Raw genomic sequence first — 24,447 nt, 5'->3', positions numbered from 1 at the left:
CTAGGCCGGGCCCCCGGCTCGCGCGGGCCCCTTGCGCTTGGCGACTGCGGTGCTACGCGGCCGTCGCGCTCCCGGCCGCCGACCCCGCGGAAGTCGCAGGACTCGCGCGCGAGTACCGCGACTTCCGCGGGGTCGCGAGCCGGCACCGCCGGCCCGCCCCCGCGAGCGGTCGGCGCCTCAGGGGGGAGGGGCCGACCGCTCAGCCTCGCGCCACCGACCAGGGGGTCCGCAGCGCCCGCTCGGCGAGCAGCCGCCGCTCCCCCGTGATCGACACCTCCGCCGTCACCGCCGCGTCCGCCGCCGAGGCGCCGGCCGTCAGCCGCAGCGGCCCCGGGTCCACGGCGAGCCGGCCGTCCTCCCCCGTCACGGCGAGCCGGGCCGCGTCGACGTGGAAGTGCACCGTCAGCGTCTCGCCCGCCGCGATCGGCACGCGCGCGAAGCCGATGAGCTGCGCGACCGGCCGCACCACCGCCGAGGTCGGGTAGCCCGCGTAGAGCTGCACCACCTCGACCGTGTCGGCGCCGTCGTTCCGGAGCGATACCGCCACGTCGAGCGATCCGCCGACCGGCAGCTCCGCCGCCGTCGCCAGCTCCGTATACGTCAGCGCGCCGCGGGTCAGCCCGTAGCCGAACGGGTAGAGCGGAGTCGCGTCCAGCGCCGTGATCCCGGGGTTCGAGAGCCCGAGCGACGGCTGCAGGTACGTGGTCGACGCGGACGGGAGCCGCGGGATCTGCACGGGCAGGCGCCCGGTCGGAGCCACGCGGCCCGAGAGCACGCCGGCGACCGCGGCCGCCCCGTCCGCTCCCGGGAAGAACGCCTGCACGAGTCCGCGCGCCGCTCCGAACGCCCCGAGCGCGTAGGGCCGGCCCGAGAGGACGACCACCACGGTGGGCACGCCGGTCTCGAGCACGGCCGTCACCAGCGGCTCCTGCGCTCCGGGGAGGCGGAGGTCGGCCGCGTCGCAGCCCTCGCCCGAGGTGCCGTCGCCGAAGAGCCCGGCGATGTCGCCGACCACGACGACCGCCGCATCGGAGCCGCGGACGAGGTCCACCGCCTCCTGCACGCCGTCGGTCGACGCGGAGGTGATCGAGCCGCCCTCCGCGAAGCGCACGCGCGACGCTCCGAACTCCTCCTGCAGCGCCGTCAGCACCGTCGGGATCGACAGGCCGAGGTCGTGCCCGGGGTGCTTGGAGAGCACATGGTTGGGGAACGCGTAGCAGCCGACCAGGCTGCGGAACTGGTCCGCGGCCGGTCCCACGACGGCGAGCGAGCCGGAGGACAGCAGCCCCGCGACGTCCCCGTCGCGCAGCAGCACGACCGACTCCTCCGCGATCCGCGACGAGATCTCGCGGTTGCGAGCGCTGTCGAGGTCGACGTCCTCGGCTCCCTCGGGCACCAGCGGGCCGCCGTCGAGCAGGCCCGCCTCGAACTTGTGGCGGAGGTGCCTGGCGACGGAGCGGTCGAGGTCGGCCTCGTCGACGACACCCTCGCGGATCAGGCGCGGCAGCTCGCCGTACGCCGCCGTCTGCGGCAGCTCGACGTCGACCCCGGCGTGCAGCGCCAGGCGCCCCGCGTCGGCCGCGTCGACCGCGACGTGATGCATGGCCTGGAGGAACGGCACCGCCCAGTAGTCGGCGACGACCGTGCCCTCGAAGCCCCAGCGGTCGCGGAGCAGCGTCGTCAGCAGGTGCCGGCTGGCGCTGCTGGGCACGCCGTCGATGTCGGTGTACGAGGTCATCACGCTGCGGGCGCCGCCGTGCCGCAGGGCGGCCTCGAACGGAGGCAGCACCGTGTCGGCGAGCTCGCGCGGGCCCATGCTGACGGGTCCGTGGTTGCGGGCGCCGCGGGAGGCGGCGTACCCGGCGAAGTGCTTCAGCGTCGCGACGACGCCGGTCCCCTCCAGCCCCGCCACGTAGGCGGCGCCGAGCTGCGAGACCAGGTACGGGTCCTCGCCGAGGGTCTCCTCGACGCGGCCCCAGCGGTAGTCCTTCACGACGTCGACGACCGGGGCGAGGCCCTGGTGGATGCCGAGGGCGCGCATGTCCGAGCCGATCGCCTCCGCCATCTCGCCCACGAGCTCCTCGTGGAAGGTGGCCGCCCAGGCGAGCGGAGTGGGGAACGCGGTCGCGCCGTACGCGGCCAGGCCGGTGAGGCACTCCTCGTGCGCGATGGCCGGGATGCCGAGGCGGCTGCCGGCGACCACGCGCTCCTGCAGCTCGCGGAGCCGGCGGACGCCCTCCGGGACGGTGACCGGCTCGGTGCCGAACACGCGGGTCAGCTGGCCGAGGCCGCCGGTGAAGAGGTCGTCGCCCGCGGCGGGCCCGTCGTCGAGCTTCGGGGCGAAGTCGTCGGCGGAGTCGGTGAGCCAGACGGAGCCGAGCTGCGCCGCCTTCTCCTCGAGGGTGAGTTCCTGGGTCAGGAGGCGGGCGCGCTCGGCCGGAGGCAGAGCGCGGTCCCGCCAGTCCCGCCCGGGAGGACGCACGGCGTCCGTCCCGGGCAGTGCTGGGGAAGCGTCGTGCATCAGCCCTTGAACGCCCCGTCCATGATCCCGGACACCATCCGGCGGCCGACGAAGAAGAACGCGATCAGCAGCGGGAGGGTGGCCATGAACGATCCGCCCATCGCCAGGGCGACGTCGATCGAGCGGTTGGCCTGCAGCTGCTTCAGCGCGATCTGCACCGTGAACAGCTCCGGCGACTTGAGGACGATGAACGGCCACATGAAGTCGTTCCAGACCGCGGTGAACGTGATCAGCCCGAGGACGAACGCCGCGGGGCGGACCACCGGGAAGGCGATGCGCCAGAACAGCTGCCAAGAGTTGGCGCCGTCGATGCGGGCCGCCTGGATCAGCTCGTCGCTGACCGTCGTGGACATGTGCTGCCGCATCCAGAAGATGCCGAAGGCGCTGGCCAGGCCCGGCACGATGATCGCCTGGAGGGTGTCGACCCAGTCGAGCGCCGAGACGATCAGGTACTGCGGGATGATGCTCAGCTGCGCCGGCACCGTCATCGTCAGCAGCACGATCAGGAACAGCACGTTGCGGCCTGGGAACTGCAGCTTCGCGAAGGCGAAGCCGGCCATCGCGCAGAGGATCGCCGAGATGACGGCGATGCTCAGCGACACGATGAGGCTGTTCAGCATCGAGGCGATGAACGGGACGGTGTCGAACACCTTCTCGGCGATCGCCATGAAGTTCGCGCCCGGGTACAGGCGCGGCGGGATCGACGTGACGGCGGTCGCTCCGACCGACGCGACGACGAACATGTAGTAGAGCGGGAAGATCGAGACGAGCACCGCGATCACGAGGAAGACGTAGGTCGGCCAGCCGACTCCGCCGCCCTTCCCGCGCCGCTTCGGCAGCTGTGCCTTCTGGACCGTGGGGGCCAGCGTCTGCGGGACGGCCTGGTCGATCACATCCGACATCAGACGGCCTCCTTCCGGGTGCGGGTGGAGAGGTAGAAGTTGAGGAGGGAGACGAGGACCACGATCACGAACAGCACGACGCCGATGGCGGATCCGTAGCCGAACTTGAACTGGCCGAAGCCCTGCTCGTAGAGGAAGAGCGCCAGCGTCTGGCACTGCCGGCCGGCGCCGCAGGTGAGGCCCGATTCGGGAGCCACCAGGAGCGCCTCCGTGAAGATCTGCAGACCGCCGATGGTCGACATGATCACGGTGAAGACGATGATCGGGCGCAGCGCCGGGATCGTCAGGTGGCGGAACTGCTGCCAGCTGGACGCGCCGTCGACGGAGGCCGCCTCGAACATCTCGCGGGGCAGCGACTGCAGGCCCGCCAGGTAGAGGAGCGTGTTGTAGCCGAACCAGCGCCAGAAGACCATCGTCGAGATGACGATCCAGGAGCCGTAGTTCGTGGCGAGGAAGTTGATCGACGGCAGTCCGAAGATGCCGAGGAACCAGTTGATCAGGCCGAAGTTCTTGTCGAAGATCTGCGCGAACACGATCGCGGTCGCCGCGACGGAGGTGATGTACGGCACCAGCAGCGCCATGCGGAAGAAGTTCGCCCAGCGGAGGCGGGCGTGGTTCAGCAGGTGCGCGAGGAAGAGGGCGAACAGCAGCTGGGGCACCGTCGAGATGATGAAGATGCCGAAGGTGTTGACCAGCGCGTTCCAGAACCGGGAGTCGGCGAAGAGCTGCTGGAAGTTCGCGATGCCGACGAAGGTCTGCTCGCCGATCGGGTTCCAGTCGAAGAGCGAGACGTAGAACGTGAACAGGAGCGGGAAGAGCCCGAAGACGATGAAGATGATGAAGAAGGGCGCGACGTACGCGTAGGGGGCGATCCGCTCCGAGAGGGAGTTGCGGATCCGCGCGGCCTTCTGGACCGGCGCGCTGGGCTGCTTGCGCTGCTTGCGGGGTGGTGCTGCTGTCACCGTTGACACGGGAGTACCTCCGTCGAGAAAGGGGGGAGGGGCCCGGCGCGCGAGGCGCCGGGCCGCTCGGGTGGGTGGGGCGATCAGCCGCCGATGGCCTGCTTGGCCGTGTCGAGTGCGGTCGACCACGCCTTGTCGGAGGTCACGTTGCCGGCCTCCAGCTCGACGAGGGTGTTGAGGAGCGCCCCGTTGATCGGGGTGGTGTCCGGTCCGTTGTAGAAGGACGGGAACTGCTCGACGGAGGTGGCCATGACCTCGCCGATCTTCGAGTCGCCGAAGAACGGGTCGGTGTACGACTGGACCTCTTCGCTGGCGACCGCCTCGGTGGCGGCGGGCAGCGTGCCCGAGGCCTTGAAGTGGTCGGTCTGGCCCTCGGCCGACATCATCGTCTTGATGTACTGCCAGGCGGCCTCGGGGTGCTCGGCGCGGGCGGGGATGGCGATGACGCTGCCGCCCCAGTTGCCGCCGATGCCGGGGACGCTGGTGACGCGCCAGTTGCCGGCGGTGTCGGGGGCGTCGGTCTTGATGCCGGCGAGGATCCACGAGGGGGCGATCGTCACGGCGAAGGCGCCGTTCGCGCGGCCCGGGGCCCAGCCCGAGGACCAGGCGGCGATGCCGGCGCTGATGCCGGCGTCCTTGGTGTCCACGGCGACCTGGAACGCGTCCTTCACCTGCGGGTTGGTGTCGTAGACCAGCTCGCCGTCGGGCGAGTAGTACTTCTCCGAGACCTGGTTGACGGTCGAGAAGAAGACGCTGGTCTCGATGTTGTCGACGAACGGCTTGCCGGTCGCCTCGGTGTACTTCTTGCCGGTCTCGATGAAGGACGGCCAGTCCTTCCAGAGCTCGGCGACCTGGTCGGGCTCGGTCGGCAGGCCGGCCTGCTCGAAGAGGTCGGCGCGGTAGGCGAAGCCCAGTCCGCCGACGTCGGTCGGGACGCCCACGACGGAGCCGTCGTCGGCGGTCGCGGCGGAGGCGGCCCACGGGAGGTAGGTCGAGGCGACGTCGTCGCCGCCGAGGGTGCGCAGGTCGAGGAAGTTCGAGCTGTTGGCGACGAACTGGGGCAGGTCGTCGTTCTGGATCATGACCAGGTCGGGCACCTTGCCGCCGGCGAGGGCCGCGGTGAGGGCGGTGGCGGTCTCGGTCGTGCTGCCGACCTCGGAGAGCTTGATCTTCGCGTCGGGCATCTTCGCGAGGTACTCGTCGACGCTGTCCTTGGCGTTGATGCCGGTGAAGGACCAGAAGGTGGCTTCGGCGTTCGGGTCGTCCGAGGCGCCTCCTCCCCCTCCGGACGAGCACCCGGTCAGGGTGAGCGCGACTACTGCTGCTGCGGCGGCTACGGCCGTCAGGCTTCTTTTCACGACAATTCCTCTTCGTTGGGGATTCGCAGGGTTTCGGTGAGGGCGGGCCTCAGAGAACGATCTCTTGGCGGCCAACCTAACCCGCCCGCGAGCACGATGCAAGCGAGAACCGGTCTCCGCGAGATAACGATCTCCGCCTAGTATCAAAGGGAAGTTTCGCAAATCGAGCAGTTCCGGACGGCCACCCGCCGCCCCGTGCGAGTCTTCACTCCGACGTTCTCCCCACCGTGCTCCGCGGGGAGGCGCGGAAGCCGGAACCTCCCCTCGCAGAAGGAAGCAGCATGACTCGACCCACGCTGGTGGACGTCGCCCAGGCCGCGGGCGTCTCGCGCGCCACCGCCGCCCGGGTGCTCGCAGGCGGCACCAATGTCGACGTCCGGATGACCGCCGCGGTCGAGCGCGCCGCGAAGTCCCTCGGCTACGAGGCGAACAGCGCCGCCCGGATGCTCCGCGGCGGGCGGGCCGGGGCCATCGCCCTGATCGTCGCCTTCAACGAGCTCGACAGCCTCACCGGGACGTTCTTCACCTCGGTGCTGAAGGGCGCTGCGAAGGGCCTGTACGCCGGCGAGGTGCAGCCCGTGCTGCTGCCCGCCGACCACGACGACAGCGACCGCATCCCCCGCTTCCTCCGCTCGCGGGCCGTCGACGGCGCGATCGTGATCCTCCAGCACGAGATCACCCACCTCGCCCAGGCGCTGGCCGACTCCCCCGTGCCGATCGCCTGGGTCGGCCGTCCTCGCGTCGCCCTGCCCGAGGACGCGATCGTCATCGACTCCGACAACTACGGAGGCGGCCGCCTCGCCGCCCGCGCGCTCGCCGACTCCGGCCGCCGACGCCTGGGCATCATCGCCGGCCCGCACGACATGGAGCCTGCCCGCGACCGCATCCGCGGCTGGCGCGACGAGCTGACCGAGCTCGGCCTCGACTCCAGCCCCATCGTGCACGGCGAGTTCACGCTCGAGAGCGGTTCCGCCGCGATGGCGCGTCTCCTGCAGCGCCACCCCGACCTCGACGGCGTCTTCGCCTCCTCCGACCTGATGGCCAACGGCGCGATCCGCGTGCTGCAGGCGTCCGGACGCCGCGTCCCCGCCGACGTCTCCGTCATCGGCTTCGACGACGTCGTCATCGCGACCACCTCGGATCCGACCCTCACGACCATCCGGCAGCCCCTCGAGGACATGGGCCGCGTCGCCGCCGAGACCGTCGTCGCCGTCGTGCAGGGCCGCCCGGTCGACCGGCAGCCGATCCTCGCGACGACCCTCGTGCAGCGCGAGTCCGCATGACCCCGCCTCCCCCGCACCGCCTGATCGTCAGCACCGACGCCGCGAACGAGGCCGACGACCAGTTCGCGATCGTCCAGGCGCTGCTGACCGACACCCTCGACGTCCGCGGCCTGGTCGCCGCGCACTTCGGCCGGCCGGGGAGCATGCCGGAGTCGCGCGCCGAGATCGACCGCATCGTGGAGTTGGCGGGAGCGACGGTGACCGTCGTCGACGGCGCCGAGTCGGCCCTGCCCGCCGAGGCGTCGGACGGCGCCCGCCTGATCGTCGCGGAGGCCCTGCGCGACGCGGGCCGGCTGTGGATCGCCGTGCTCGGGCCGCTGACCGACGTCGCCGCCGCCCTGCTGCTCGAGCCGTCGATCAATAGATCTGTCCGCGGAGAACGCGGCCGAGCTGCGCGGTGTTTCCGAGAAGTACGCGACCGCCGGCCGCCGCGTGCGCCGGGAACGCTTCGCGGCGCCGTCCGCGTCCTCTGCCCGAACGCAGAATGGCCCGCAACGGCTGAAGGCGATCCGGGAATGGGCGGCTGAGAACGGACACGAGGTGTCGCCGCGCGGCCCCATCCCCGCACGCGCGCAGGAGGCCTACGACGCGGTCCACTGAATCGGCGTCACCGTCGGCGTCCGCCGTCGCCTTTCACGATCCGCACAGGACCGGGTCCATGCAGTCCAGCGAATCGCGACCACAGCGCAGTCCCCTACCGGGATGCCGACTGCTCTCCAGTAAGCGCGCGCCCAGCCGCGTCCGCCTGGTGGCGATAGAGCGTCGCGCGACTCCACCCGACGAGACGGGCAGAATCCTCAGCCGTGCGGCCATGCGCTCGAGCGTCCGCGGCGATCGCGAGCTTGTCCGCGATCACCGCAGGATTCGACCGAGGACGGCCGAAGCGCGTCCCGCTCGCACGGGCAGCGGCGATGCCGGCGTTGACTCGCTCGACGATGAGCTCCCGCTCGTACTCCGCGAGCGTGGCGAGCATGTTCAGCATCAGCCGACCGGCCGACGTCGACGGATCGATGCCGTCGGAGATCGACCGGACCTGCACGCCGCGCTCACGCAACAGGTTCACCGTGTTCAAGACGTCGATCAGCGACCGGCCGAGCCGGTCTACTCTCCAGACGACGACGGTGTCCCCGTCCTCGGCGTACTCGAGGAGCTTCTTCATCCCGCGCCGCTCGACCGCGGTCTTGCTGCCGGACGTCACATCAGCGAACACGTCGCGCTTCTGCACGCCGGCCGCAACGAGCGCGTCGAGCTGCAACTGCGCGTCCTGACTCGACGTACTCACACGCGTATAACCTAGAAGCCTCACGAGCACATTCTGACTCGGAAAGCCCCTCCGGGCACCCTGCTGAGACGAAGTACTGCGAGACAAATTGTTGAGACGGCGAGACCTCCGCCGTTCCGGCTCAGGCCAACCTCGGAACGACCCCCAGTAGACTGTCTCAGAAAGCTAATGGTTTTTGCGGCCGTCCAGGTAGAGCTTTCAACCCACGCATCCGCTTCGGTTCACCTTCCGGATATTCTCATGTCCTACCGCGCCAACTACCTTAACTCGAGCTTTGAGTGGAATCTGCGAACCTGACGCTCACCTCGCTGGTCAAGCAACTGCGCTAAACACTCTCCCGAGAAGCGACCACCGTCGCAGACGGAGAATTTTAGCCGAAGAATACTGCAACCCCCGCGCCATCCGACCTGTAGTACCGCTATACTGGCGTTCTATTATTAGGAAATTTAGGGTAGCTGGTCGAAGACAATCGGGTCGGCCCAGATAATCGAAAGCTTCCGAACCGTGTTGCTTCGAAAATATCGCATATAAACCGGGAGTTCCATTGGTACGTTTGCTCATCTATCTTGTCGGCGTGATTTTATTCACAACAGTTTCGATTCTCGTTCAGGGCAGTGCCACCTGGTTTGCAATCACCAGTGGAACCGCAGTGGGTTTCGCCGTTCCTCTAATCGATGCCGTCGTTGCGAACGCTCGTTGGCTGAGAATCGCCACCTACGCCGTGCGCTCTTGGCGAAAGAGTGTGCGCATTTCTGCCAGTTACCTTTTTCAGATCAAGGTTGATAACGAGTATCTGCTTATTATGGGGAAGAGGTTCGAGCAGTATCAGCCCGTTGGAGGCGTATATAAGGCGCATGCATCATTTTCAGCTATACGCCAGTCCATGAACGTCCTCGATGATGACTTGCTCACCCCTGATGCCGTGAGTGAAAGCGACTTACGTGTTCGAGTCCGCGGAAGGTATCTGTACCAGTTTGTGCAATGGTTTGAAAGCGAGCGAAACCGCGAAACCGATTGTTGGCGAGAGTTTTACGAAGAATTGGTAGTCACGAAGATCCTACCGGAGTCAACCTTTCGGCATATTAAGTACGACAGAGTGAGGCGTCTTTATAGCAATTTGCGTTATAGCAGTTGGGCGCAGAGCAAAGAAATTTTGATAGCTGATATTGTCGAGCTAATTCCTAATGAGGAACAGCTAGCATCACTGCGCGCACTTAAACCTGCTGCCGACAAGCACATTCTTTGGGCTAAGGAAGCTCAAATTCGACGTCTTGGTGCGGTCGACGAGGCTACAGCTCAATCAACCCGCATTGCAGATCATGCTCTATGGACTATAGATACCAATTCGTAGCCGCGCTCAGAAATTTGTAAGACGTTTCCGATGAGATTTCGACTGAGAACCGAGACAGCCTTATAGAAAGAGGCGTGACGCCCAGAAGGGCTCAGTAATAGGCAATCCGGCACTAGGTCTCACTAATGCATGTGGCGCCTCGCGTTGTCACCCACTACTTTCTCGCGGCGGAGGATAATGAAATGTGCTTCGAGGTAGTCGTCGACAACTCGGCTCGGCTCGCGACGACCCGGATCACGGAGCGCCGCTCCGTTCTGATGAGTGCCGCTCGGGTCCGACGCTGACGGCCGCGCCCATCGTGGCTGCCCGATCGACGCGACTCCCTGTAATCAATAGCTTCTTAACTGCTTGACGAACATTTTGCGTCAGGTATTCCTCGGGTCGTTCGCTGGGTTGGGGGATTTGTGGGTGACTTCAGGTCCGACCCATTCGCCGGATTGCCGGTACCACTGCTCCTTGAGGAGGTGTACTCCGATACGGACGATCAGCTCTGCTGCGCCGTCCCGCGGGAGCCATTTCGCTGGTGGACGATCGCCGGGATACCACATGCAGAGCGTCCCATCCGGGTATCGGTGGGGAGACTCGTCGGGTCCGTCGACGTGGACCCGAGGTGTGTCGGGTGATCCTCGGGAGAAGTCGATGGTGACCTTTCGTCGGGGTATCCCTTCGGGCTCGAGTTCGAGTTCGATGCGGAAGCCGCCCGGATACTCACTCTTGAGCACCTGGACGGCGTCCACCGCCGCGAGATCGCGAACGAACCGGATGCGGGGAGCCGGCTTCGCGAACCACGGCGATGGACGTCGGGGCGCTCTCATCGCGAGGCGTCGCCACCGTAGGCCCGCGAGACGCTCGCGGCCGCCGTGGTCGCTGTCACCCCTATTCCGAGAGCTGTCGCAGCGACAGGAGTCGCTGACTTGAGAGCAGACACTGAGGCGGCGAGCGAGGCGGTCTCCGGTGCGTCGATGTACTTCCAGAAGACCGTGCTGACGGCGGCGCGGATCTCGTCTTCGTCGTCCGAGTCGAGGGCGGCCCGCATGTTCGTCGCGGCCTTCCGCAGGCGGGGAGCCATCGTTTCCGCCTTGATGAGAAGTCGAAGGTCATCGGAGACGCCGGCCGGGTCGGGAGTCGGGTCACCGTCCTCGAGGCGCGTCGCGGCCTTGTCGAAGAGGGTCCAGAGTCCCTTCGCCATTCCCATCCCGGTCTCGACGAACTCCCACGCCCAGACCGATACCTCGAACGAGGAGGCGCCCTGCACGCTGTACTGCTTGTTCCAGGCCTTCGCGAGTCGCGTGATCTTGCGACGGGTCGAGCGGAACGCCGGTGCGCTGTCGTTGAACAGCTCGACGTGCTCCTCGGGGTGGGAGGCGTCCCAGTCGTCCTTGTCGAGGTTGGGGATCCAGATCCCCTCGCCCTCCTTACGGGTGAGCGCGAGGACCATGTCGACGGTCGGGTCGGATCCGTCGGCCGCGGGGCTCTGGAAGAGGATCTTCGGGCCGCGCTTGGACGTGTGGACCTGGGCGTCCGGGTAGGTCTGGCGGATGAGCGGGCCGAGGTGGGCGCAGAGGTCGGCGACGACGTCGCCCGGCTCTTCCTCCTGCGTTCCTTCGGGCCCGAGCCCGGGGTAGTAGTTGCGGTTGAGGACCACTCCCCCGTCGCCGTCGGTGACGGGGTTGTTCATCGAGTGCACAGCGAGAGAGCCGCTGCGGTAGGTGCGAAGCGCTCCGTAGAAGGTCGAAGCGTGGTCACGGACGAGAGCGAGTCGGGCGCGTGCCTCTTGGAGGTTCGCGAGCTCCGGCTCGATCTGGCTGCGGACGTCGTTCAGAAGGTCGTCAAGGACGGTCATGGGTTTCACCTGCCTGCCCCGAGGGGCCGTAGCAAGTGAGGCTGAACAAGACGGTGAAGTCGTACTCGGGGGCACCGGCCGGCACCTGATCGATGCCGGTCGGCGCGGGCGTTAGCCCTTACCCAGTGTTGAGCCGGCGTTCGACATCGCGGGCTTCGTCGAGGCGTTGGACGCGAGAACGCGACCGGCCTTGGACAGGGCAGCCTTCGAAGGCTTCGACGACGCAGACGACGACTTGGCCATCCTGATCCTCCTCACTTGCAGGGAGGCGGATACACGCGAGCCTGACCGATGTCAATCTCGCGTACGAGCTATAGGAGCCCATAGAGTAAGGAGTCCTCCACAGACACCTGACCCCGATCCGCCAGTGCCCTTCACCGCACTCGGCGGATCGGGGTTTTCTTGCATTTCATTGTACCGCGCGCCTCCGACACGCGCCCATCTAAGACGTCGAGGCGCCCGGATCGTTGGCACCGGTTATGCACAGGTTAAACGGGCGTCAGATCGCCGTTTGGAGCCGTTGAGGGCCAAAATTGACCCGGACTGACCGATTCTGACCCGCTGAGCGAATCACAGAGGTGTGATTCGGCTCCACCCAGCGAGTTATCCACAGGTGAAAAACTGTTTCAAGAGTGATGCCATCGGCTCCCGCTGCAGTTCGATCGAGGAGCTTGTGGCTCCCGCTCTCGAACCGCTCCCCTCCGGCACCGGAAGTGCCAGGGGAGCTGAACTCAGTCCGCCAGCTCGCGTCGCTGGAGGCGTTGCGAGAGCGAGACTGACACAAACAACATGACGCCTCAAGCACGAAAAATGGTTCTGACCAGGGATTTCTCGACCTGGGCCAGGGAGACAGGAGTGGCGGGACTACGGCCGCTAGGCGAGGCTGTACGCGGTAGCGCAGCCGAGCCTAACGGCACGTAGTCCCGCCACTCCGTCTCCCTGGCTCAGAATCGGGCAGCAACGGGGCGCTCAGTCGCTTTCTCACAGCTGGTCTTCAGCTTTGCGCCGACCGACGGCAGGCAACCGATGAAATTTGCGGCGTCGAGCTCGATCCGCTGCGAAGTAACGAGGCGTGTGCTCGCCGGAGCGGTCATCGTCGCTCACCAGGAGCGGCGCGGATCCTCTCGGAGTAGCCGCCGGACGGTGCTACGGCCTGTTGCCAGCGTCGGGTAGCTCGGGTCCAGCTTCGACAGAAGCGAGAGCATGCTGTTGAAGCGGTGCTGCACGTTGACCCTCAGAAGGTTGTCGTGGTGAGCGACTCGGTTCCGTAGCCGTCGTAGCGTCTCGAGCTGGTTGCCGATGTCCACTCGACCGGCATCACCGGCCGTGGCGTGAGGAAACGCCTGCACCAGCGCTTCCCTGCACAGCTGTTCCTGACGGTGCGCCGATTCCGTCTCGGACATCGGGCGAACGACGACCACCCACGGACCGAACATCAGCTGCGCGATCACGTCGTCGTTTGTGACTGAGGCTCCGGACCGGGGGTGCCCTGAATCGCGTTCAGCCGCCTCCTGGGAGGCTCGGCCACGAGCCTCCTTCAATGCCTTCCTGAGCAGCGAAAGTAGAGAGCCACAGGAGGTCGGCTGGTGACATCGAGTCTTAAGGCGCGTCAGCGCAGACGTCTCGACGTACCGAGCCTGCTCCTGCTCGCATCTGGTCTCGGGTCCGGCATCCTCGCCTCCTGGCTGGTTCAGGTAAGCGCTCGGCTGAAGACAGTTGGTGGTCAGCGCCAATCAGCACCGTGCCCCAGACGCGACGCGGCCGCGGCCAGAGACAGGGCGCTGATCGCAACCCCAGCAGCTAGCCGGCCCTCCGCATAGACTTCGTGCGAGACCCGCCGACAAGAGAAGAGCCATATCTTATGCAGGAATTCGTCTCCCGCATGGAACGATTGCGTTCGTGGAACGCTGACATTTCTTACGGGATTATAGTTGCTCAGTCTGAGACACATCTAGCCGAGGCCAGCCTTGCTTCGGTGGCGTTCGTGGAAAGTTTGTATCCGGAGGGCATGGCCGGTCAAGAGGTTCTAGAATCAAATGTCAATCCAGAAGCTGTAGACGAATATGCAGCGCTCCCCGCTCTTTTGACTATTCTCAACGGACATATCGAGGATCTCCGATCAGGCGGCGGATATCAGCGCCATCTGTCGCATCGGCGCAATCCCGCAGAATTTGAAGCACATGAAATCGAATCGACAAGTTGGGGCAACAAGCCACGGGGTGCAATATGTACCTCAACGGCTAATGACTGTTTTCCCGGCATGTGGTTCGCACATCTTGCCGCACGCGACACCCTTGATAGTGTCGAAGCCTGGCGCGTGGGAACGAATGCTGGCCCTGAATTGCTAATCACTTCCGCCGTGGAATGGTGTGATTTTTCAATTCAGTTCGCGGCAGAGGACGGTAAAATCTGCTGGCAAAACGTTGCGCAAAGCTACTCGCGGGTGTCTTTGACGGCTCTCGCTGTCGCCCGAATCGACTGTTTCGAGTTTTCGTACCGCGGAGCGGTCGTGTCACCGGGGTTCTGGGGGGTTGAGACGACGGTATGGCTTCGCGCGGGTATCACTCTTAAACACGAACAGACCACCTTGTAAGAGGTGATCCGTTCGTGAACAGAGGTCTTGAAGCTAGTCGTTCTTGACCGCAGTGATCGTCCAAGTCGTAGTGCCGAAGTCCTCGGACTCCGAAGCGCCCGCCGTGGCGGTCGGCGCGATCCTGGCGGCGCCACACGCGACCGACACGTTCGGGCTGTACTTGTTCGTTGTCTGCGGCGTCGGGGTGTAGCCGGCGGGGAAGTGCACCAGCACATCGGCCTGCGACTTGAAGGTGGCGGGGCCATCCGAGCACGGCTTCGCTCCAACGGAGGACCCAAAGTTGACGTTGAAGCTGTCGAACGTCTGCGAAGCCACGGTGTTGTTGGTCACCTTCCGAAGCGAGGTCTTGATGTAGATCTCATTCACGACGCCGGTGCACGTAACTCGACCCTGCGCGCTGATCGTGCCGTTGACGTGTCCGGACTGGTGAGGGTTGTCCAGTGAAACGCTGCAGGTGATCACGTTCCCGCCCGGACCTACCGCTGCGTTCGCGGCAGTTGCTCCTGAAATGGTCAGACCGAGCGTGACGGCGAGAACGGCAACGATTCGCGTGAGCTTGCGAGTTTTCATAGGGAGGTTCTCCTTATACATAGAACTGAGCGAATCGAGCGAGTCGTCGAGTCGTCGAGTCGTGGATTTTCTTGCAGTGATAATCACAGAAACGAAGACTTTCAACGAGTTGTCTGTGAGTATCTTCAGTATTCGGGTTGATTTAGCCTTTCACAGGCAATTTATGGGCGCTGCGATTTATCTGCATGTCGGCAAAAGAGGGGACTAATCGGGGGACAAACAGAGCGCCATAGTTCTCTTGTGCTCCGTCGACACCCTCGGACGAGACTGCGGCGACTGCGATGTCATCGGGCGAGTGCACACCCACGTCCCGGACGGAGCCCGCGTGATCGCCGCGGATCGTGCCGCTCCCTACCTCGTTGACGGCGCGAACGTCTACGGCATCCACCAGGACTTCGTGGACAGCACCGGTGCCCCAGTCCTCCCCGACTACATCGTGGTCGACAAGATCCGCGATGACGGCTAGCAGGAAACGTGGTTCAACGCACAGCGCGGCGAGGTCGACTACCAGCTGCGCGGAGAAGCTGTGAACCTCGTCGTCGCGGAACCGGGCTGGTACGACATTGCTGTCCTCGTTCCGCGGCGCGACAACGACGGCGCGACCGGATCGTGAGCATCGTGTCCGGTGGAGGATCCCCTACCGGACACCACATCCTCTCAGGCCGCTGTTCTGGGAGAGTGGACTGAATCGTGAGGGGCACCAATGATTGATGCGCGGCGGACCGTAGAGATGGATCGGCTGCCCGGAGGGTTCCGATGAACGGTCCGCGCGAAGTGCTCGGCCTTCCGCCCTTCGCGCTGTTCTGGAGCGCAACGACCATCCGCTCTTTCGGCAGTGCGATCGCGGGTGTCGCGTTCCAGGTGCTGATCGTCTCGGTACTGAACGCAACGCCTGCGGAGATCAGCATTCTCGCGGCGCTCGGCGTAGTGCCGTACCTGCTGTTCGGTCTGATCGTGGGCGCGCTCATGGATCGGTGGCGGCGCCAGCGGACGTTGGTCGTCACCAGCATCGGGCGTGCGCTGATTCTGGGAATGATCCCCGTCCTTCTCCTTCTCGATGCGCTCACCTTCTGGTCACTCGCCGCGGCAGTCCTGCTGCTCGGTGTCCTGACCTTGTTCGCGGACTCCGCCGCGCAGCCGTTCCTCCCGCAGATCGTTCCCCGGTCGTCCTTGGTGATGGCCAACGCGCGACTGGGCCAGAGCGAGACCCTGGCGGGAACGGCAGGACCCGCGCTCGGCGGAGCACTGCTCAACCTGATCGGCTCACCACTCCTGCTCGCCTTCGACGCTGCCATCAACGCGGTGTCGGCGGTGCTGCAATCACGCATCAAGGTGGAGGAGCGCCGGCCCGATCGCCGCGCACCAGGCCGTCACATCGGTCACGACATCCTCGAGGGAATGCGATTCACCTACCGGCACCGCACCCTCCGGCCGCTCGCGCTCTCCGTCCACGCCTGGTTCCTCGGCAACAGCATCGTGACGACGGTGTTCGCGGTGTTCGTTCTCCGAGAGCTGTCCCTGCCCGCTTGGGCGTTCGGCGTCTCGCTCGCGTTCGGCGGCGTCGGTGGCCTCCTCGGAGCTCTCGTCGCACCTGCTGTCGGGGCGCGGGTCGGAGCGGGTCGTGCGATCCTGCTGGGCCGTGCGCTCGTCATCCTGCCCTGGCTGGCACTCGCCGTTCTTCCCCTCGACGTGGACAGCGGCCTCGGTCTCCTGCTTCCCGTCGTCTGCGCCGTGCAGTTCGTCTACGGGCTGTCGATGGGTATTGAGGATGCCAACGACACGGGATACCGGCAAGCGATCGCGCCCGACGAGATCCAGGGCCGCATGAACTCCACCATCCGCACAGCGAATCGCGTCGTGTTTCTCTTCGGTGCGCTGTTGACCGGCGTCCTCGTAACGGCTTGGGGCTACAACCTGACGATCGGAGCGGCGGCGATCGCCTTCACCGCAGCCGCGCTCATCGTCGCACTCTCCCCCCTGCGCAATGCCCGCCACGAAGACGCAGAGATCTCTCCCGAGCAGGCTCCCGACTCGATGGACTAGACAACTCGCTAAGCGAGCCCGCCTGACGCCAAGTTGAGGTGTGCTCCAAACGAGCGCTCTCTGCCGCCATAATGCGATCGCAGAACACCGCCACAGAGCGATCATCTCTACATTTCGCGGCGGTCGGTGTCGCTCATGCGTGTACCGGTGAACGATCCTCTAACGGGACGGCCTGAGGAGTCGACCCGAGGTGGCGATGCGGAAGAGCAGGGTTTAGCGATGGCGCACCCCGCTCCCGTGACTATGCGCTTCACTGGCATACGCTGCGTGCTCGCGCAGCCGAGCAAGGCGGGTCCTGCGCGCTGGGCAGGAAAACCGGTCACTCTCTACACTCGGGGCAACGGCAGGGAGGGGGCCCGATGGCAACTGCGCCCGATCCTGCCTCGGCGATCGCGCACGCAGGCTTGGCGGGTATCGCAGTCGGCGCCGTCGCCTTCGCCGGATCGCTCCTCGCCGTGCCGTTGCTGTACGCCGGATACGCCGGTCTGGCCGCGTTCGTCCTCCTGCCGCTCATCGCCACTGCGCTCCTGCTGATCGTGTCTCGGGCCGTCACGGGTCGCCTGCATGCCGGCGCAAATCTCGTGCTCGGTGCGCTGCTGACTCTTGCGACACTCGCCGCCGTGGTCACACCGCTCGTGACCGATGCCCCGCCGCTCCCGGCTCCCCTCCTCGCCACCCTTCCGCTGCTGCTCGGCGCCGTGGCGGCATTCGGGTCGCTCGTCGTCCATCCGGGTCGCGCCCGAATCGTTGGAGCCGTGGCGACCGTAGCCCTCCTCGCGACAGTGGCATCGCCCGTGGTGCAGACGGTGCTCGGGCGGTCCGCTGCCGCGCGCGCTTCACAGGAGGCGGAGTACGAAGCGCGGCTCGATTCGTCCGTCGTGCCGTTCGAGTCCGATCGGCTCACGACGACGGCCGTCGTCATCGGGCAGTACGAGTCCTCCATCCGGGCGTCGGAGGATCTTCTCGCGCGACAGGACACCGACTACCTTTCCGGCCCGGGCGACATCACGATCCTCACGAGCCGCTTCAACCCGGAGTTCTCGCTCGAGAGCCAGGTCTGCAGCCTGTACACGAATCCCGAGCTGGCGGGGACAGCGGGGAACACCTGCGACCGTCGGGACGACGGCGTCTGGGTGCTCGAGGTGGACGGCTCCCCGATGCTCGCCCGACTCATCGACAACGCCGTGGTCTCCGTGGCAGGCGCGGACCAGGAGCGACTGGAGGAGTTGCTCGCCGCGGTGGTGCCGATGGAGCAGGACGAATACGAGCGCCGGCTCCGCCTCGCCTTCGAACGGGATCTGCGCGCATAGACACCCGTCGTACCGTCGACCACCTCATGCAGCGCCTGCCCCGAGTGCAAATACCGTCGCGACCCGTTACCAACTAGGAGAACCCGTGTTTCTAGCGTTCCTCGCCGGCGCTCCCGCCGTGATCGGGATCCTGTGGCTCGTCAACCTCTCAGGCGACGGGTCCCAAGAAAAGGTGCGGCGGGACACCTGCATCGGAGCCCTCGTCGTCAGCCTGCTGTTCGTCGTCGGAGCCGTCGTCTACTGGTTCGTGCCGGTGGAGACGAGCAACGATGCTCAGGGATCGTTCGGCGGTTCCGCCTTCGCCGTCGCTGCGCTGCTCGTCAGCGGCATCCTCGGCCTCCTCTTCACCCTCATCCTCTGGCTCACGATGCCAGGAGGGGCAGAGGCGGAGCGCGACTGACGCCCGGTCGTTGCTCGAACGACGATCCGATCGGGGAGGCGTTTACACCACTGGTCCCGAAGCGACCCCTCGGCAGGGTGCTGAGAATCGCGCCCTGCGTAGGCTGAGCGACAGTTCGACGGACGGAGCAGCACACACCATGACAGACACGAACGCGATCGGTCGACTCTCGGCCGTGGCCGCTGCGACCGGGCTCGTTCTGGCCCTGGCCGGGTGCACGGCACCCCTCGATGGAACCGCCGTCGCCAGCCCCTCGGCGACGTCCGCCGCTCCCAGCCTTCCTACGAGCACTCCCACGGACGGTTCTGACGCGACGGACTCTCCCGCCGCCCAGTCGCTTCTGGAGCAGCTGCCCATCCGCACGTCACTCGAGAGCGTGTCCGACGATGCGACCGGCGATCTGCTGATCGAGGAGCGAGAGGACGGGACGGTGTGGCTGTCCCTCAGCAGGCTGAGCCTGACCGGAGCAGTGGAACCGCGGGTCCTTTTCACGAGCGCTCCGCTCGAGGACAACGACGGCGAGCTGAGGTTCCCTTCGGACGTCGGAAGCGAGGTCGGGTCGCTGACAGCGGATGCCGACCAGGAACTGCAGATCACGGATCCCGAAACGATCGGCAGTATCGAGAGCATTCTGATCTTGGGCGTCGGTGATCCTGGCGTCCGAAACCTCGCAGCTGCCCGGGTCTCGCCCTCCAGTACGGGACAGTGACGCCGCAGCGCCGCGAACGGCAGGCATCGCCAGGCACCGGCACCGGCCTTCGAATGGAGAGCACACGCGTCGCGCTCCCCTACGAGGTGTCCCGCGATACAAGCAGTTCCCGCAAGAACGGGCAGCATCCACTCGACCCGACCCTTCGGCCGACGGAGCGCAACGGAGCGCCGGATGCCTGATCCCAGCGTGATCATCCTGGTGCCCTTAGCCATCATCTGGTTCTTCGTGACCTACTGGCCGATCATCTCCGTGGCGTTCGTCGTCCTCTTCGTCATCGTCGGATTCGTGGTCCTCATGCGCCGTGAGGCGCGACGCGGCGACAGCTAGGAACTGCACGACGCTCTCGAAGACGTCGCTACGGTCGAGGTGTGAACAGCGCAACGATCGGTCTGACCGGCGTCATCATCGGCGCCGTGACCTCCCTTGTGGCCTCAGTGGTGGTGCCGTGGATCCGCGACGAGCTGGACAGGCGTCGATCGACGCGCGAGCGGACCGCAGCGGAGCGCCGACAGTGGCTCATGGCTGCCCTTTCCGCGCTTGTCGAATACCGACAGGCAAGCGGGTCACGGGCAGCAGCCGCCGCGGATCCCGGCGCTCCCGGTGCCGCGCAGGCGAGGTTCTCGAACGCTCTCAACGAGCTCACCGTGCGACTGACTCCAGACGAACAACCGATCCTTGATGTGCTCATGGCGATCTTCGCGATGGTGCAGCAGCCTCGACGCGGGATAGAGAACATGGTGGGCGAGGCCATGTCCGTTCTCACGCTGTGGGCTCGAGGCGACGTCGAGACGTCGGCCGTGATTCGCGAAGTGGAGCAGCGCGCCGGCGTCACCTTCTCGGAGGACCGCCGCGGCGTCACCCCCACGGCGTCGCCCTCCTCTTCGTAGGCTGAGCGCATGTGCGGTCGGTTCGTCGTCAAGGACTCCACGGCGGCCCTGCTGCCGGATCTCGTCTCGGCCAACTTCGGGGGTCTGCGCCCGAACTACAACGTGGCGCCGACGTCGCCGGTGACCGTCGTGCGTGAGCGCGACGGAGAGCGGTCGGCACCGACCGTGCATTGGGGGTTCGTGCCGGTGTGGGCGAAGGACTTCAAGAAGCAGCGGCCGCAGCCGATCAACGCGCGGATCGAGACGGTCGCGAGCTCGCCCATGTTCCGGAAGGCGTTCGCGACGTCGCGGGTGCTGATCCCGGCGGCCGGCTACTACGAGTGGACGGTCACCGAGACGGGGAAGCAGCCGCACTTCATCTACGAGCCCGACGCGGCCCTCGCGATGGCGGGCATTGTCTCGGCCTGGCCGGACCCGTCGAATGCGGAGGACGATCCGGAGAAGTGGCGGCTGTCGACGGCGATCATCACCCGCGACTCGCATGTGGCGCCGGGTGAGGTTCACGACCGGATGCCGGCGTGCATCACGCCGGACGGTTACGACGACTGGCTCGGCGGGCACCTCGACGTCGACGCGCCGATGCAGCTCCTTGACCGGGAGTCGTTCGCGGTCGCGCACGACCTCGAGCACTACGAGGTGTCCCGCGACGTGAACAGCGTCCGCAACAACGGACCGCACCTACTCGACCCGCTCCCTCAGCAAGTCAGCGACCTGTCGAATGCGAGCCGTCCGTCATGACCGGCTGGCTCATCGCACTCAACGTGTACGCCGTAGGGGCGAGCGTCTGGGGGCTGATACGACTCGCCGTAGGCGCGCAGAAGGAGGCGCGCCGGATCGATCTGGAGGCCAACGATCCGGTTGACCCCGCTGCAGTGTCTGAGTTTTTTCCCATCGAGCTGATTCAGGAGCTGCGCGGCGCTGACGCCCTCCTCGACTCCGTGAAGAGAGCGGCGACGTCGGGCCCTGCGATCGCATGGCGGGACGTGCTCATTCTCGGTTCTGCTGTCGTGGCCGGAGGAGCCGCGAACATCATTCCTCTGGTATGGACAGTCGACCCGCTGTTCGGATAGTCGATCCAAGCCGCGCGGCAACTGTCTGTGGGCAGTACGCCCGCAAGAGGTACCTCATACGGGACGATGGCGGACAGAGCTCTCCTGCACCCAGCAGGTCTGTGCTTTTTCGGGCTAGCGGCTGGGCCGGCGACTACTTCGCCGGGCCGTGAAGGATGGAGGTCAGCCGGTCTGCGGGCGCATCGCTCGGGCCGAGGAGCGTGATGTAGATCAGGACCGCGCAGAGCACGGTCACGACCAGGATCACGAAGACTCCGGCACGGATGAGCGCCGCGGCGGCGGGCTTGTCCTTCTTCAGCCACCCGAGCAGCAGGTTCAGGTCAATCACAAGGACCTCCACTGGGTGCGAGCGCGCGGGCGCGCTCTGTTGTGGTCGCGCTGGGGGCGCGACGATCCCTGCACCGCCAAGAGGGGTGCAAGGAAGGAGGGGGCCAGGAGAGCGGGGTCTGCTCAATCCGGGCATGAAAAAAGCCGGCACGAGGGCCGGCGGGCAGAGAACTGGAAGGCGGGTTCAGTTTACGCGACAGGCGCGGGCAGAGTTCTTCCGATTCGGACTCAGCTTAGGCGTTCGATCGCAACTGGCCTAGGAAGCGCGAAAGCCGGCACGAGGGCCGGCAGGCATGGCTGTTCCATCCGGGGTCAGTCTACCTTTTCGACCCCGCTAGCGGAGCAGCTGGACGGGGACACCGGCGGCGACGTCCTCCCCCTCGATGGTGGCGAAACCCGTGACGGAGCGGATCGTGTCGACGCCGAGTGAGGAGTCCGGGAACCGGGCGACGAGGGAGGCGCCGCGGTCGGTGACGTGGGTGGCGTCGTAGTTGGTTTGGGTGGCGTTCTCGAACTCGAAGACGAACGCCTTCGTCTCCTCGTCGGAGAGGCGGACGCCGAAGTGCTTCACCGTGGCGCCGTCGGCGCCGGTGAGCTCGATGCCGTAGGTGAACCATCCCACCGACTGTGGCAGCTCGAGCGGATCGCCCAGGGTGAAGGTCGCGGTGATCCCGGAGGGCTCGGCGGCTACGTGAACGGCCAGCAGCTCGCGGGGCGTCGGGGTGCTCATGCGCTCACCCTAGAACCGCCTCGGCCCCGTGGACACGTCCAGGGTCCGGTGGGAGGGTGGGCGCATGTCGAAGCCTCGGACCAAGCTCGCGCGTGCTGCGCTGATCAGCAACGGCATGGTGTGGTTCGGGCTGTCGTTCATGCTCTTCGCGATCGCCGGTGAGCAGACTTACGCGGCGTTCACCGGTGAGTGGTTCAACGTGCTCGGCTGGTTCCTGCTCGTCGCGGTGGCGATCGGTCTGGCCATCGTCGGAGTGATCGAGAATCGGAACATCCGTGCGGGGAAGAAGTACAAGCCGCGCCCTCGCCGCTGATCGCTACTCGGTCGCAGCCTCGCCGGACACTACGGTGCGGGCGCGCTCGATGTAGCTGAGGCCGGCGGCGCGTAGCGCGTCGACCGTCATCTTGCGCTCCTCCCTGTGGGCTCCGATGACGGGCAGGGGCGTGGTGCGCAGGGCGACGTTGCGCAGGTCGTGCGCGAGGTCTTCGTCGTAGATTCCGGTGTCGCGGTCAGCGAAGTCCACGATCTTGATGCCGGTCGTGAGTCCTCGGGTGGTGAGGGTGTCGCGGACGACGGTGAGGTAGGCGTCTTGGTACGCGGCGACGTCGCGGTCCCAAACCTCGGTGATGGCGCGGGAGAGCCGTTCCGTCGCGCGGTACAGGTCGTACCGGGGGTCGCCTGCGTCCTTGGCGCGGTTGAGGACCGCGTGGTGGATCTCTCCGAGCTGCTCGTACTGCTCGGTGCTCAGGGAGCCGGCGGTGGACATTTCGGCGGCGAACGCTGCGATCCGGGCTGTCTCTTCGGCGGTGGTGTGTTCTTGCGTCATCGCCGCCGTATCGACGTCGGTGCTGGCGAAGAGGTCGATCTGGTCTTGATCGGCGAGGGCGAGGAGCCCGAAGTCCTCCAGGTCGGATTCTGCTGAGACGACGACGCTGACGGGAGTGGTGCGCCATTTGAGGGTCCGGTGGCCGCGAGCGTCTTCCTGGGCGAAGTGCTGCTCGAGCATCGCGGGGAAGCAGCCGCAGTCCTCGTGCTCGTCGTGGTGGTGGCCGATGCAGCGGTCGTCGGCGCAGCCGCATTCGTCGCCGGCCCACTCCGCGGCGGAGGGCGAGCCGTGCTCGCGCGCCCATTCGTCAGGGTCGATTTCCTGGGCGCGGAGGGTGCTGATCACGTCGGGGTAGAGCTTCATCGTGGGTGTCCTGTCTGATGAGGCGCGACGACCGGCGGTCGCGACGGGTGCGAGCGCGTCCATCGTCGCATCCGGCCATGACACTGGCTGTGCTGCTGTGGTTCGAGGCCCTGGGGTCGAGGGGATTCTCCCTCCCCTGTGGGCCGGCCCGGTCGGGGCCGGGGCGTTACGCGTCAGATCTGGCCGGAGCGGTGTGAGAGCGGATGGCATAGACGAGGCCGCCGATGATCAGCCCCAACGACACGATCAGCAGCGCTGTGAGGAACCAGCTCGGGTTGATTACGGCGAGTACGTCACCGGAGCCCAATCGCTCATAAGTGCACCTGAGGCCGAGCGGCCACAATGAAGCGCCTGCCAGGGTCTCCGTTTCCACGCCGGGAAAGAGAACGCCATACCAGGCGTAACAGGTCTCGGTGCCGTTTCTGACCTGGCCGTAGAGCTCGAAGAACAAGACCAGGAGCCCAGCGACTCCGGCTCCGATCGACACTTTCGGTCCGGTCGTCACGAAGGGTGCCCCTCTGCCATCACTGCGGTTTTCGCGTCCGTAGCCTAGCCACCGGTGAGAGCACAGGCAGGACGCGGGCTCTCGACGGGGGGTCGAGGGGGTTCTCCCCCTCGTGCGGGCCGGCCCGCTTAGGGTCGGCCCGCGCACGCGCTCAGAGGGTGAGCGTGTGGAGGATAGGGGTCGTGGAGCCGATGGGCTTTCCGAAGTCGGTGTAGTCGAGGGTCGCGCGGCGGTTGCTGATGAGGTCAAGGGCGATCAGTTCCTCCTCGGACTCGTCCGTCATGTCGCCGGGCTCCTCGTCCCATTCGCGGAGGACCTGGCGGTCGGCGTCGAGGACTTTCCACAGTCCCCAGACGTGGGCGATGGGGCCGGTCGTCTCGTACGTGAAGACGAGGGCGGTCGCGGTGGGCCAGCCGTAGGCGGCCGCGGCGACGATCAGCGCTCGCGCTGCGGCGGCGGTCGCGTCGGCGTCGCCGGACGCGGCCGCGGCGTCGACGGCGACCTCGGCGGCGCGCAGCGTCGGGTCCTCCTGGTACGGGTCGAAGCGGTGGGCGGGGCGGGGTGCGGTGGTCATGGTCGGGCCTTCCTGTGCAGCAGTGGGAGAAGAGG

General features: G+C 66.4%; 28 protein-coding genes. 14 read left to right on the top strand and 14 right to left on the bottom strand.

Going from position 1 to position 24,447, the window contains the following annotated elements:
• Positions 1-199: 199 nt before the first annotated feature.
• The 4 genes from C5C57_RS02555 to C5C57_RS02540 form a co-directional block, all read right to left on the bottom strand.
• Positions 200-2,521, bottom strand: coding sequence for a glycoside hydrolase family 3 N-terminal domain-containing protein (locus tag C5C57_RS02555; protein ID WP_104297238.1), 2,322 nt, complete (start codon positions 2,519-2,521; stop codon positions 200-202).
• On the bottom strand, positions 2,521-3,423 hold the full coding sequence (locus C5C57_RS02550; protein ID WP_104297237.1) for a carbohydrate ABC transporter permease: 903 nt from the start codon (positions 3,421-3,423) through the stop codon (positions 2,521-2,523). The genes C5C57_RS02555 and C5C57_RS02550 overlap by 1 nt, the downstream gene beginning before the upstream one ends.
• Positions 3,423-4,385, bottom strand: a complete 963-nt coding sequence (locus tag C5C57_RS02545; RefSeq protein WP_104224677.1) for a carbohydrate ABC transporter permease — start codon at positions 4,383-4,385, stop codon at positions 3,423-3,425. The genes C5C57_RS02550 and C5C57_RS02545 overlap by 1 nt, the downstream gene beginning before the upstream one ends.
• Positions 4,386-4,468: 83 nt before the next feature.
• The gene (locus C5C57_RS02540; RefSeq protein ID WP_104226495.1) at positions 4,469-5,743 is read right to left on the bottom strand and encodes an extracellular solute-binding protein; all 1,275 of its coding nucleotides are present in this window, start codon (positions 5,741-5,743) and stop codon (positions 4,469-4,471) included.
• A 281-nt stretch (positions 5,744-6,024) separates the two neighbouring features.
• Here C5C57_RS02540 and C5C57_RS02535 point away from each other — a divergent pair, with 281 nt between their 5' ends.
• On the top strand, positions 6,025-7,026 hold the full coding sequence (locus tag C5C57_RS02535) for a LacI family DNA-binding transcriptional regulator (RefSeq protein WP_104261720.1): 1,002 nt from the start codon (positions 6,025-6,027) through the stop codon (positions 7,024-7,026).
• Positions 7,027-7,386: 360 nt separating this feature from the next.
• A complete protein-coding gene (locus C5C57_RS02525; RefSeq protein ID WP_104297236.1) occupies positions 7,387-7,626 on the top strand; it encodes a histone-like nucleoid-structuring protein Lsr2 in 240 nt (79 codons plus the stop codon).
• Positions 7,627-7,720: 94 nt separating this feature from the next.
• Here the strand turns inward: C5C57_RS02525 and C5C57_RS02520 are convergent, their stop codons facing one another.
• Positions 7,721-8,332: a recombinase family protein gene (locus tag C5C57_RS02520; protein ID WP_104297311.1), complete on the bottom strand. Its 612-nt coding sequence runs from the start codon at positions 8,330-8,332 to the stop codon at positions 7,721-7,723.
• A gap of 550 nt (positions 8,333-8,882) precedes the next feature.
• On the opposite strand from C5C57_RS02520, the gene C5C57_RS17590 reads away from it, so the two are divergent.
• Positions 8,883-9,659 (top strand): hypothetical protein, encoded by a 777-nt coding sequence (locus C5C57_RS17590; protein WP_146082336.1) that lies wholly within the window; start codon positions 8,883-8,885, stop codon positions 9,657-9,659.
• A 365-nt stretch (positions 9,660-10,024) separates the two neighbouring features.
• Here the strand turns inward: C5C57_RS17590 and C5C57_RS17585 are convergent, their stop codons facing one another.
• The 3 genes from C5C57_RS17585 to C5C57_RS02510 all read right to left on the bottom strand — a co-directional run bounded on the left by C5C57_RS17585 (position 10,025) and on the right by C5C57_RS02510 (position 12,953).
• Positions 10,025-10,396 carry a hypothetical protein gene (locus C5C57_RS17585; protein ID WP_146082335.1) on the bottom strand — a complete coding sequence of 124 codons (372 nt, stop codon included), beginning with the start codon at positions 10,394-10,396 and terminating at the stop codon, positions 10,025-10,027.
• Positions 10,397-10,470: 74 nt separating this feature from the next.
• Complete coding sequence (locus C5C57_RS17925) at positions 10,471-11,502, bottom strand: hypothetical protein (protein WP_181069065.1); 1,032 nt, start codon at positions 11,500-11,502, stop codon at positions 10,471-10,473.
• 1,100 nt (positions 11,503-12,602) lie between these two features.
• Positions 12,603-12,953 carry a hypothetical protein gene (locus C5C57_RS02510; RefSeq protein WP_104297235.1) on the bottom strand — a complete coding sequence of 117 codons (351 nt, stop codon included), beginning with the start codon at positions 12,951-12,953 and terminating at the stop codon, positions 12,603-12,605.
• 410 nt (positions 12,954-13,363) lie between these two features.
• Between C5C57_RS02510 and C5C57_RS17580 the strand changes: the two genes are divergently transcribed.
• Positions 13,364-14,095, top strand: a complete 732-nt coding sequence (locus C5C57_RS17580; protein ID WP_146082334.1) for a hypothetical protein — start codon at positions 13,364-13,366, stop codon at positions 14,093-14,095.
• A 33-nt stretch (positions 14,096-14,128) separates the two neighbouring features.
• Here the strand turns inward: C5C57_RS17580 and C5C57_RS17575 are convergent, their stop codons facing one another.
• Positions 14,129-14,665 carry a hypothetical protein gene (locus C5C57_RS17575; RefSeq protein ID WP_146082333.1) on the bottom strand — a complete coding sequence of 179 codons (537 nt, stop codon included), beginning with the start codon at positions 14,663-14,665 and terminating at the stop codon, positions 14,129-14,131.
• A 295-nt stretch (positions 14,666-14,960) separates the two neighbouring features.
• Here C5C57_RS17575 and C5C57_RS17920 point away from each other — a divergent pair, with 295 nt between their 5' ends.
• The 9 genes from C5C57_RS17920 (at position 14,961) to C5C57_RS02465 (ending at position 21,087) form a co-directional block, all read left to right on the top strand.
• A complete protein-coding gene (locus C5C57_RS17920; protein ID WP_181069063.1) occupies positions 14,961-15,131 on the top strand; it encodes a hypothetical protein in 171 nt (56 codons plus the stop codon).
• 290 nt (positions 15,132-15,421) lie between these two features.
• Positions 15,422-16,708, top strand: coding sequence for an MFS transporter (locus C5C57_RS02500; protein WP_104297233.1), 1,287 nt, complete (start codon positions 15,422-15,424; stop codon positions 16,706-16,708).
• Positions 16,709-17,067: 359 nt separating this feature from the next.
• Entirely contained in the window at positions 17,068-18,018 is a 951-nt protein-coding gene (locus C5C57_RS02490; protein ID WP_181069061.1) for a hypothetical protein, read from the top strand.
• Positions 18,019-18,103: 85 nt separating this feature from the next.
• Positions 18,104-18,418, top strand: a complete 315-nt coding sequence (locus tag C5C57_RS02485; RefSeq protein WP_104297231.1) for a hypothetical protein — start codon at positions 18,104-18,106, stop codon at positions 18,416-18,418.
• Between the two features lie 139 nt (positions 18,419-18,557).
• Positions 18,558-19,127 carry a hypothetical protein gene (locus C5C57_RS02480; protein ID WP_104297230.1) on the top strand — a complete coding sequence of 190 codons (570 nt, stop codon included), beginning with the start codon at positions 18,558-18,560 and terminating at the stop codon, positions 19,125-19,127.
• 174 nt (positions 19,128-19,301) lie between these two features.
• A complete protein-coding gene (locus C5C57_RS17915) occupies positions 19,302-19,457 on the top strand; it encodes a hypothetical protein (protein ID WP_181069059.1) in 156 nt (51 codons plus the stop codon).
• Positions 19,458-19,498: 41 nt separating this feature from the next.
• Positions 19,499-20,017, top strand: a complete 519-nt coding sequence (locus tag C5C57_RS02475) for a hypothetical protein (RefSeq protein ID WP_104273456.1) — start codon at positions 19,499-19,501, stop codon at positions 20,015-20,017.
• A 9-nt stretch (positions 20,018-20,026) separates the two neighbouring features.
• On the top strand, positions 20,027-20,755 hold the full coding sequence (locus C5C57_RS02470) for an SOS response-associated peptidase (RefSeq protein WP_104288843.1): 729 nt from the start codon (positions 20,027-20,029) through the stop codon (positions 20,753-20,755).
• Entirely contained in the window at positions 20,752-21,087 is a 336-nt protein-coding gene (locus C5C57_RS02465; protein WP_104273458.1) for a hypothetical protein, read from the top strand. The genes C5C57_RS02470 and C5C57_RS02465 overlap by 4 nt, the downstream gene beginning before the upstream one ends.
• A 133-nt stretch (positions 21,088-21,220) precedes the next feature.
• Here the strand turns inward: C5C57_RS02465 and C5C57_RS02460 are convergent, their stop codons facing one another.
• Positions 21,221-21,415, bottom strand: coding sequence for a hypothetical protein (locus tag C5C57_RS02460; RefSeq protein WP_104273459.1), 195 nt, complete (start codon positions 21,413-21,415; stop codon positions 21,221-21,223).
• 333 nt (positions 21,416-21,748) lie between these two features.
• Complete coding sequence (locus C5C57_RS02455; RefSeq protein WP_104273460.1) at positions 21,749-22,144, bottom strand: hypothetical protein; 396 nt, start codon at positions 22,142-22,144, stop codon at positions 21,749-21,751.
• A 64-nt stretch (positions 22,145-22,208) separates the two neighbouring features.
• On the opposite strand from C5C57_RS02455, the gene C5C57_RS02450 reads away from it, so the two are divergent.
• Positions 22,209-22,457 carry a hypothetical protein gene (locus tag C5C57_RS02450; protein ID WP_104273461.1) on the top strand — a complete coding sequence of 83 codons (249 nt, stop codon included), beginning with the start codon at positions 22,209-22,211 and terminating at the stop codon, positions 22,455-22,457.
• A 3-nt stretch (positions 22,458-22,460) separates the two neighbouring features.
• Here the strand turns inward: C5C57_RS02450 and C5C57_RS02445 are convergent, their stop codons facing one another.
• From C5C57_RS02445 to C5C57_RS02435, 3 genes are all read right to left on the bottom strand, one after another.
• Positions 22,461-23,333: a hypothetical protein gene (locus C5C57_RS02445; protein WP_104297229.1), complete on the bottom strand. Its 873-nt coding sequence runs from the start codon at positions 23,331-23,333 to the stop codon at positions 22,461-22,463.
• Between the two features lie 166 nt (positions 23,334-23,499).
• A complete protein-coding gene (locus tag C5C57_RS02440; protein ID WP_146078890.1) occupies positions 23,500-23,838 on the bottom strand; it encodes a hypothetical protein in 339 nt (112 codons plus the stop codon).
• A 151-nt stretch (positions 23,839-23,989) separates the two neighbouring features.
• Positions 23,990-24,412 (bottom strand): hypothetical protein, encoded by a 423-nt coding sequence (locus tag C5C57_RS02435; RefSeq protein ID WP_104297228.1) that lies wholly within the window; start codon positions 24,410-24,412, stop codon positions 23,990-23,992.
• Between the last annotated feature and the right edge of the window lie 35 nt (positions 24,413-24,447).

It is taken from the genome of Rathayibacter sp. AY1C5 (assembly GCF_002931705.1).
Classification (GTDB): Bacteria; Actinomycetota; Actinomycetes; order Actinomycetales; family Microbacteriaceae; genus Rathayibacter.
This window is presented reverse-complemented; position numbering and strand designations above follow the sequence as displayed.

What these genes read in the sequence shown, in the direction of transcription:
- C5C57_RS17580 (WP_146082334.1), top strand. Translation starts at nt 13,364, where the DNA reads ATGCAGGAATTCGTCTCCCGCATGGAACGATTGCGTTCGTGGAACGCT.
- C5C57_RS17915 (WP_181069059.1), top strand. Translation starts at nt 19,302, where the DNA reads ATGCCTGATCCCAGCGTGATCATCCTGGTGCCCTTAGCCATCATCTGG.
- C5C57_RS02500 (WP_104297233.1), top strand. Translation starts at nt 15,422, where the DNA reads ATGAACGGTCCGCGCGAAGTGCTCGGCCTTCCGCCCTTCGCGCTGTTC.
- C5C57_RS02465 (WP_104273458.1), top strand. Translation starts at nt 20,752, where the DNA reads ATGACCGGCTGGCTCATCGCACTCAACGTGTACGCCGTAGGGGCGAGC.
- C5C57_RS02450 (WP_104273461.1), top strand. Translation starts at nt 22,209, where the DNA reads ATGTCGAAGCCTCGGACCAAGCTCGCGCGTGCTGCGCTGATCAGCAAC.
- C5C57_RS02535 (WP_104261720.1), top strand. Translation starts at nt 6,025, where the DNA reads ATGACTCGACCCACGCTGGTGGACGTCGCCCAGGCCGCGGGCGTCTCG.
- C5C57_RS02445 (WP_104297229.1), bottom strand. Translation starts at nt 23,333, where the DNA reads ATGAAGCTCTACCCCGACGTGATCAGCACCCTCCGCGCCCAGGAAATC.
- C5C57_RS02550 (WP_104297237.1), bottom strand. Translation starts at nt 3,423, where the DNA reads ATGTCGGATGTGATCGACCAGGCCGTCCCGCAGACGCTGGCCCCCACG.
- C5C57_RS02555 (WP_104297238.1), bottom strand. Translation starts at nt 2,521, where the DNA reads ATGCACGACGCTTCCCCAGCACTGCCCGGGACGGACGCCGTGCGTCCT.
- C5C57_RS17925 (WP_181069065.1), bottom strand. Translation starts at nt 11,502, where the DNA reads ATGACCGTCCTTGACGACCTTCTGAACGACGTCCGCAGCCAGATCGAG.
- C5C57_RS02480 (WP_104297230.1), top strand. Translation starts at nt 18,558, where the DNA reads ATGACAGACACGAACGCGATCGGTCGACTCTCGGCCGTGGCCGCTGCG.
- C5C57_RS17575 (WP_146082333.1), bottom strand. Translation starts at nt 14,665, where the DNA reads ATGAAAACTCGCAAGCTCACGCGAATCGTTGCCGTTCTCGCCGTCACG.
- C5C57_RS02490 (WP_181069061.1), top strand. Translation starts at nt 17,068, where the DNA reads ATGGCAACTGCGCCCGATCCTGCCTCGGCGATCGCGCACGCAGGCTTG.
- C5C57_RS02435 (WP_104297228.1), bottom strand. Translation starts at nt 24,412, where the DNA reads ATGACCACCGCACCCCGCCCCGCCCACCGCTTCGACCCGTACCAGGAG.
- C5C57_RS02470 (WP_104288843.1), top strand. Translation starts at nt 20,027, where the DNA reads ATGTGCGGTCGGTTCGTCGTCAAGGACTCCACGGCGGCCCTGCTGCCG.
- C5C57_RS02455 (WP_104273460.1), bottom strand. Translation starts at nt 22,144, where the DNA reads ATGAGCACCCCGACGCCCCGCGAGCTGCTGGCCGTTCACGTAGCCGCC.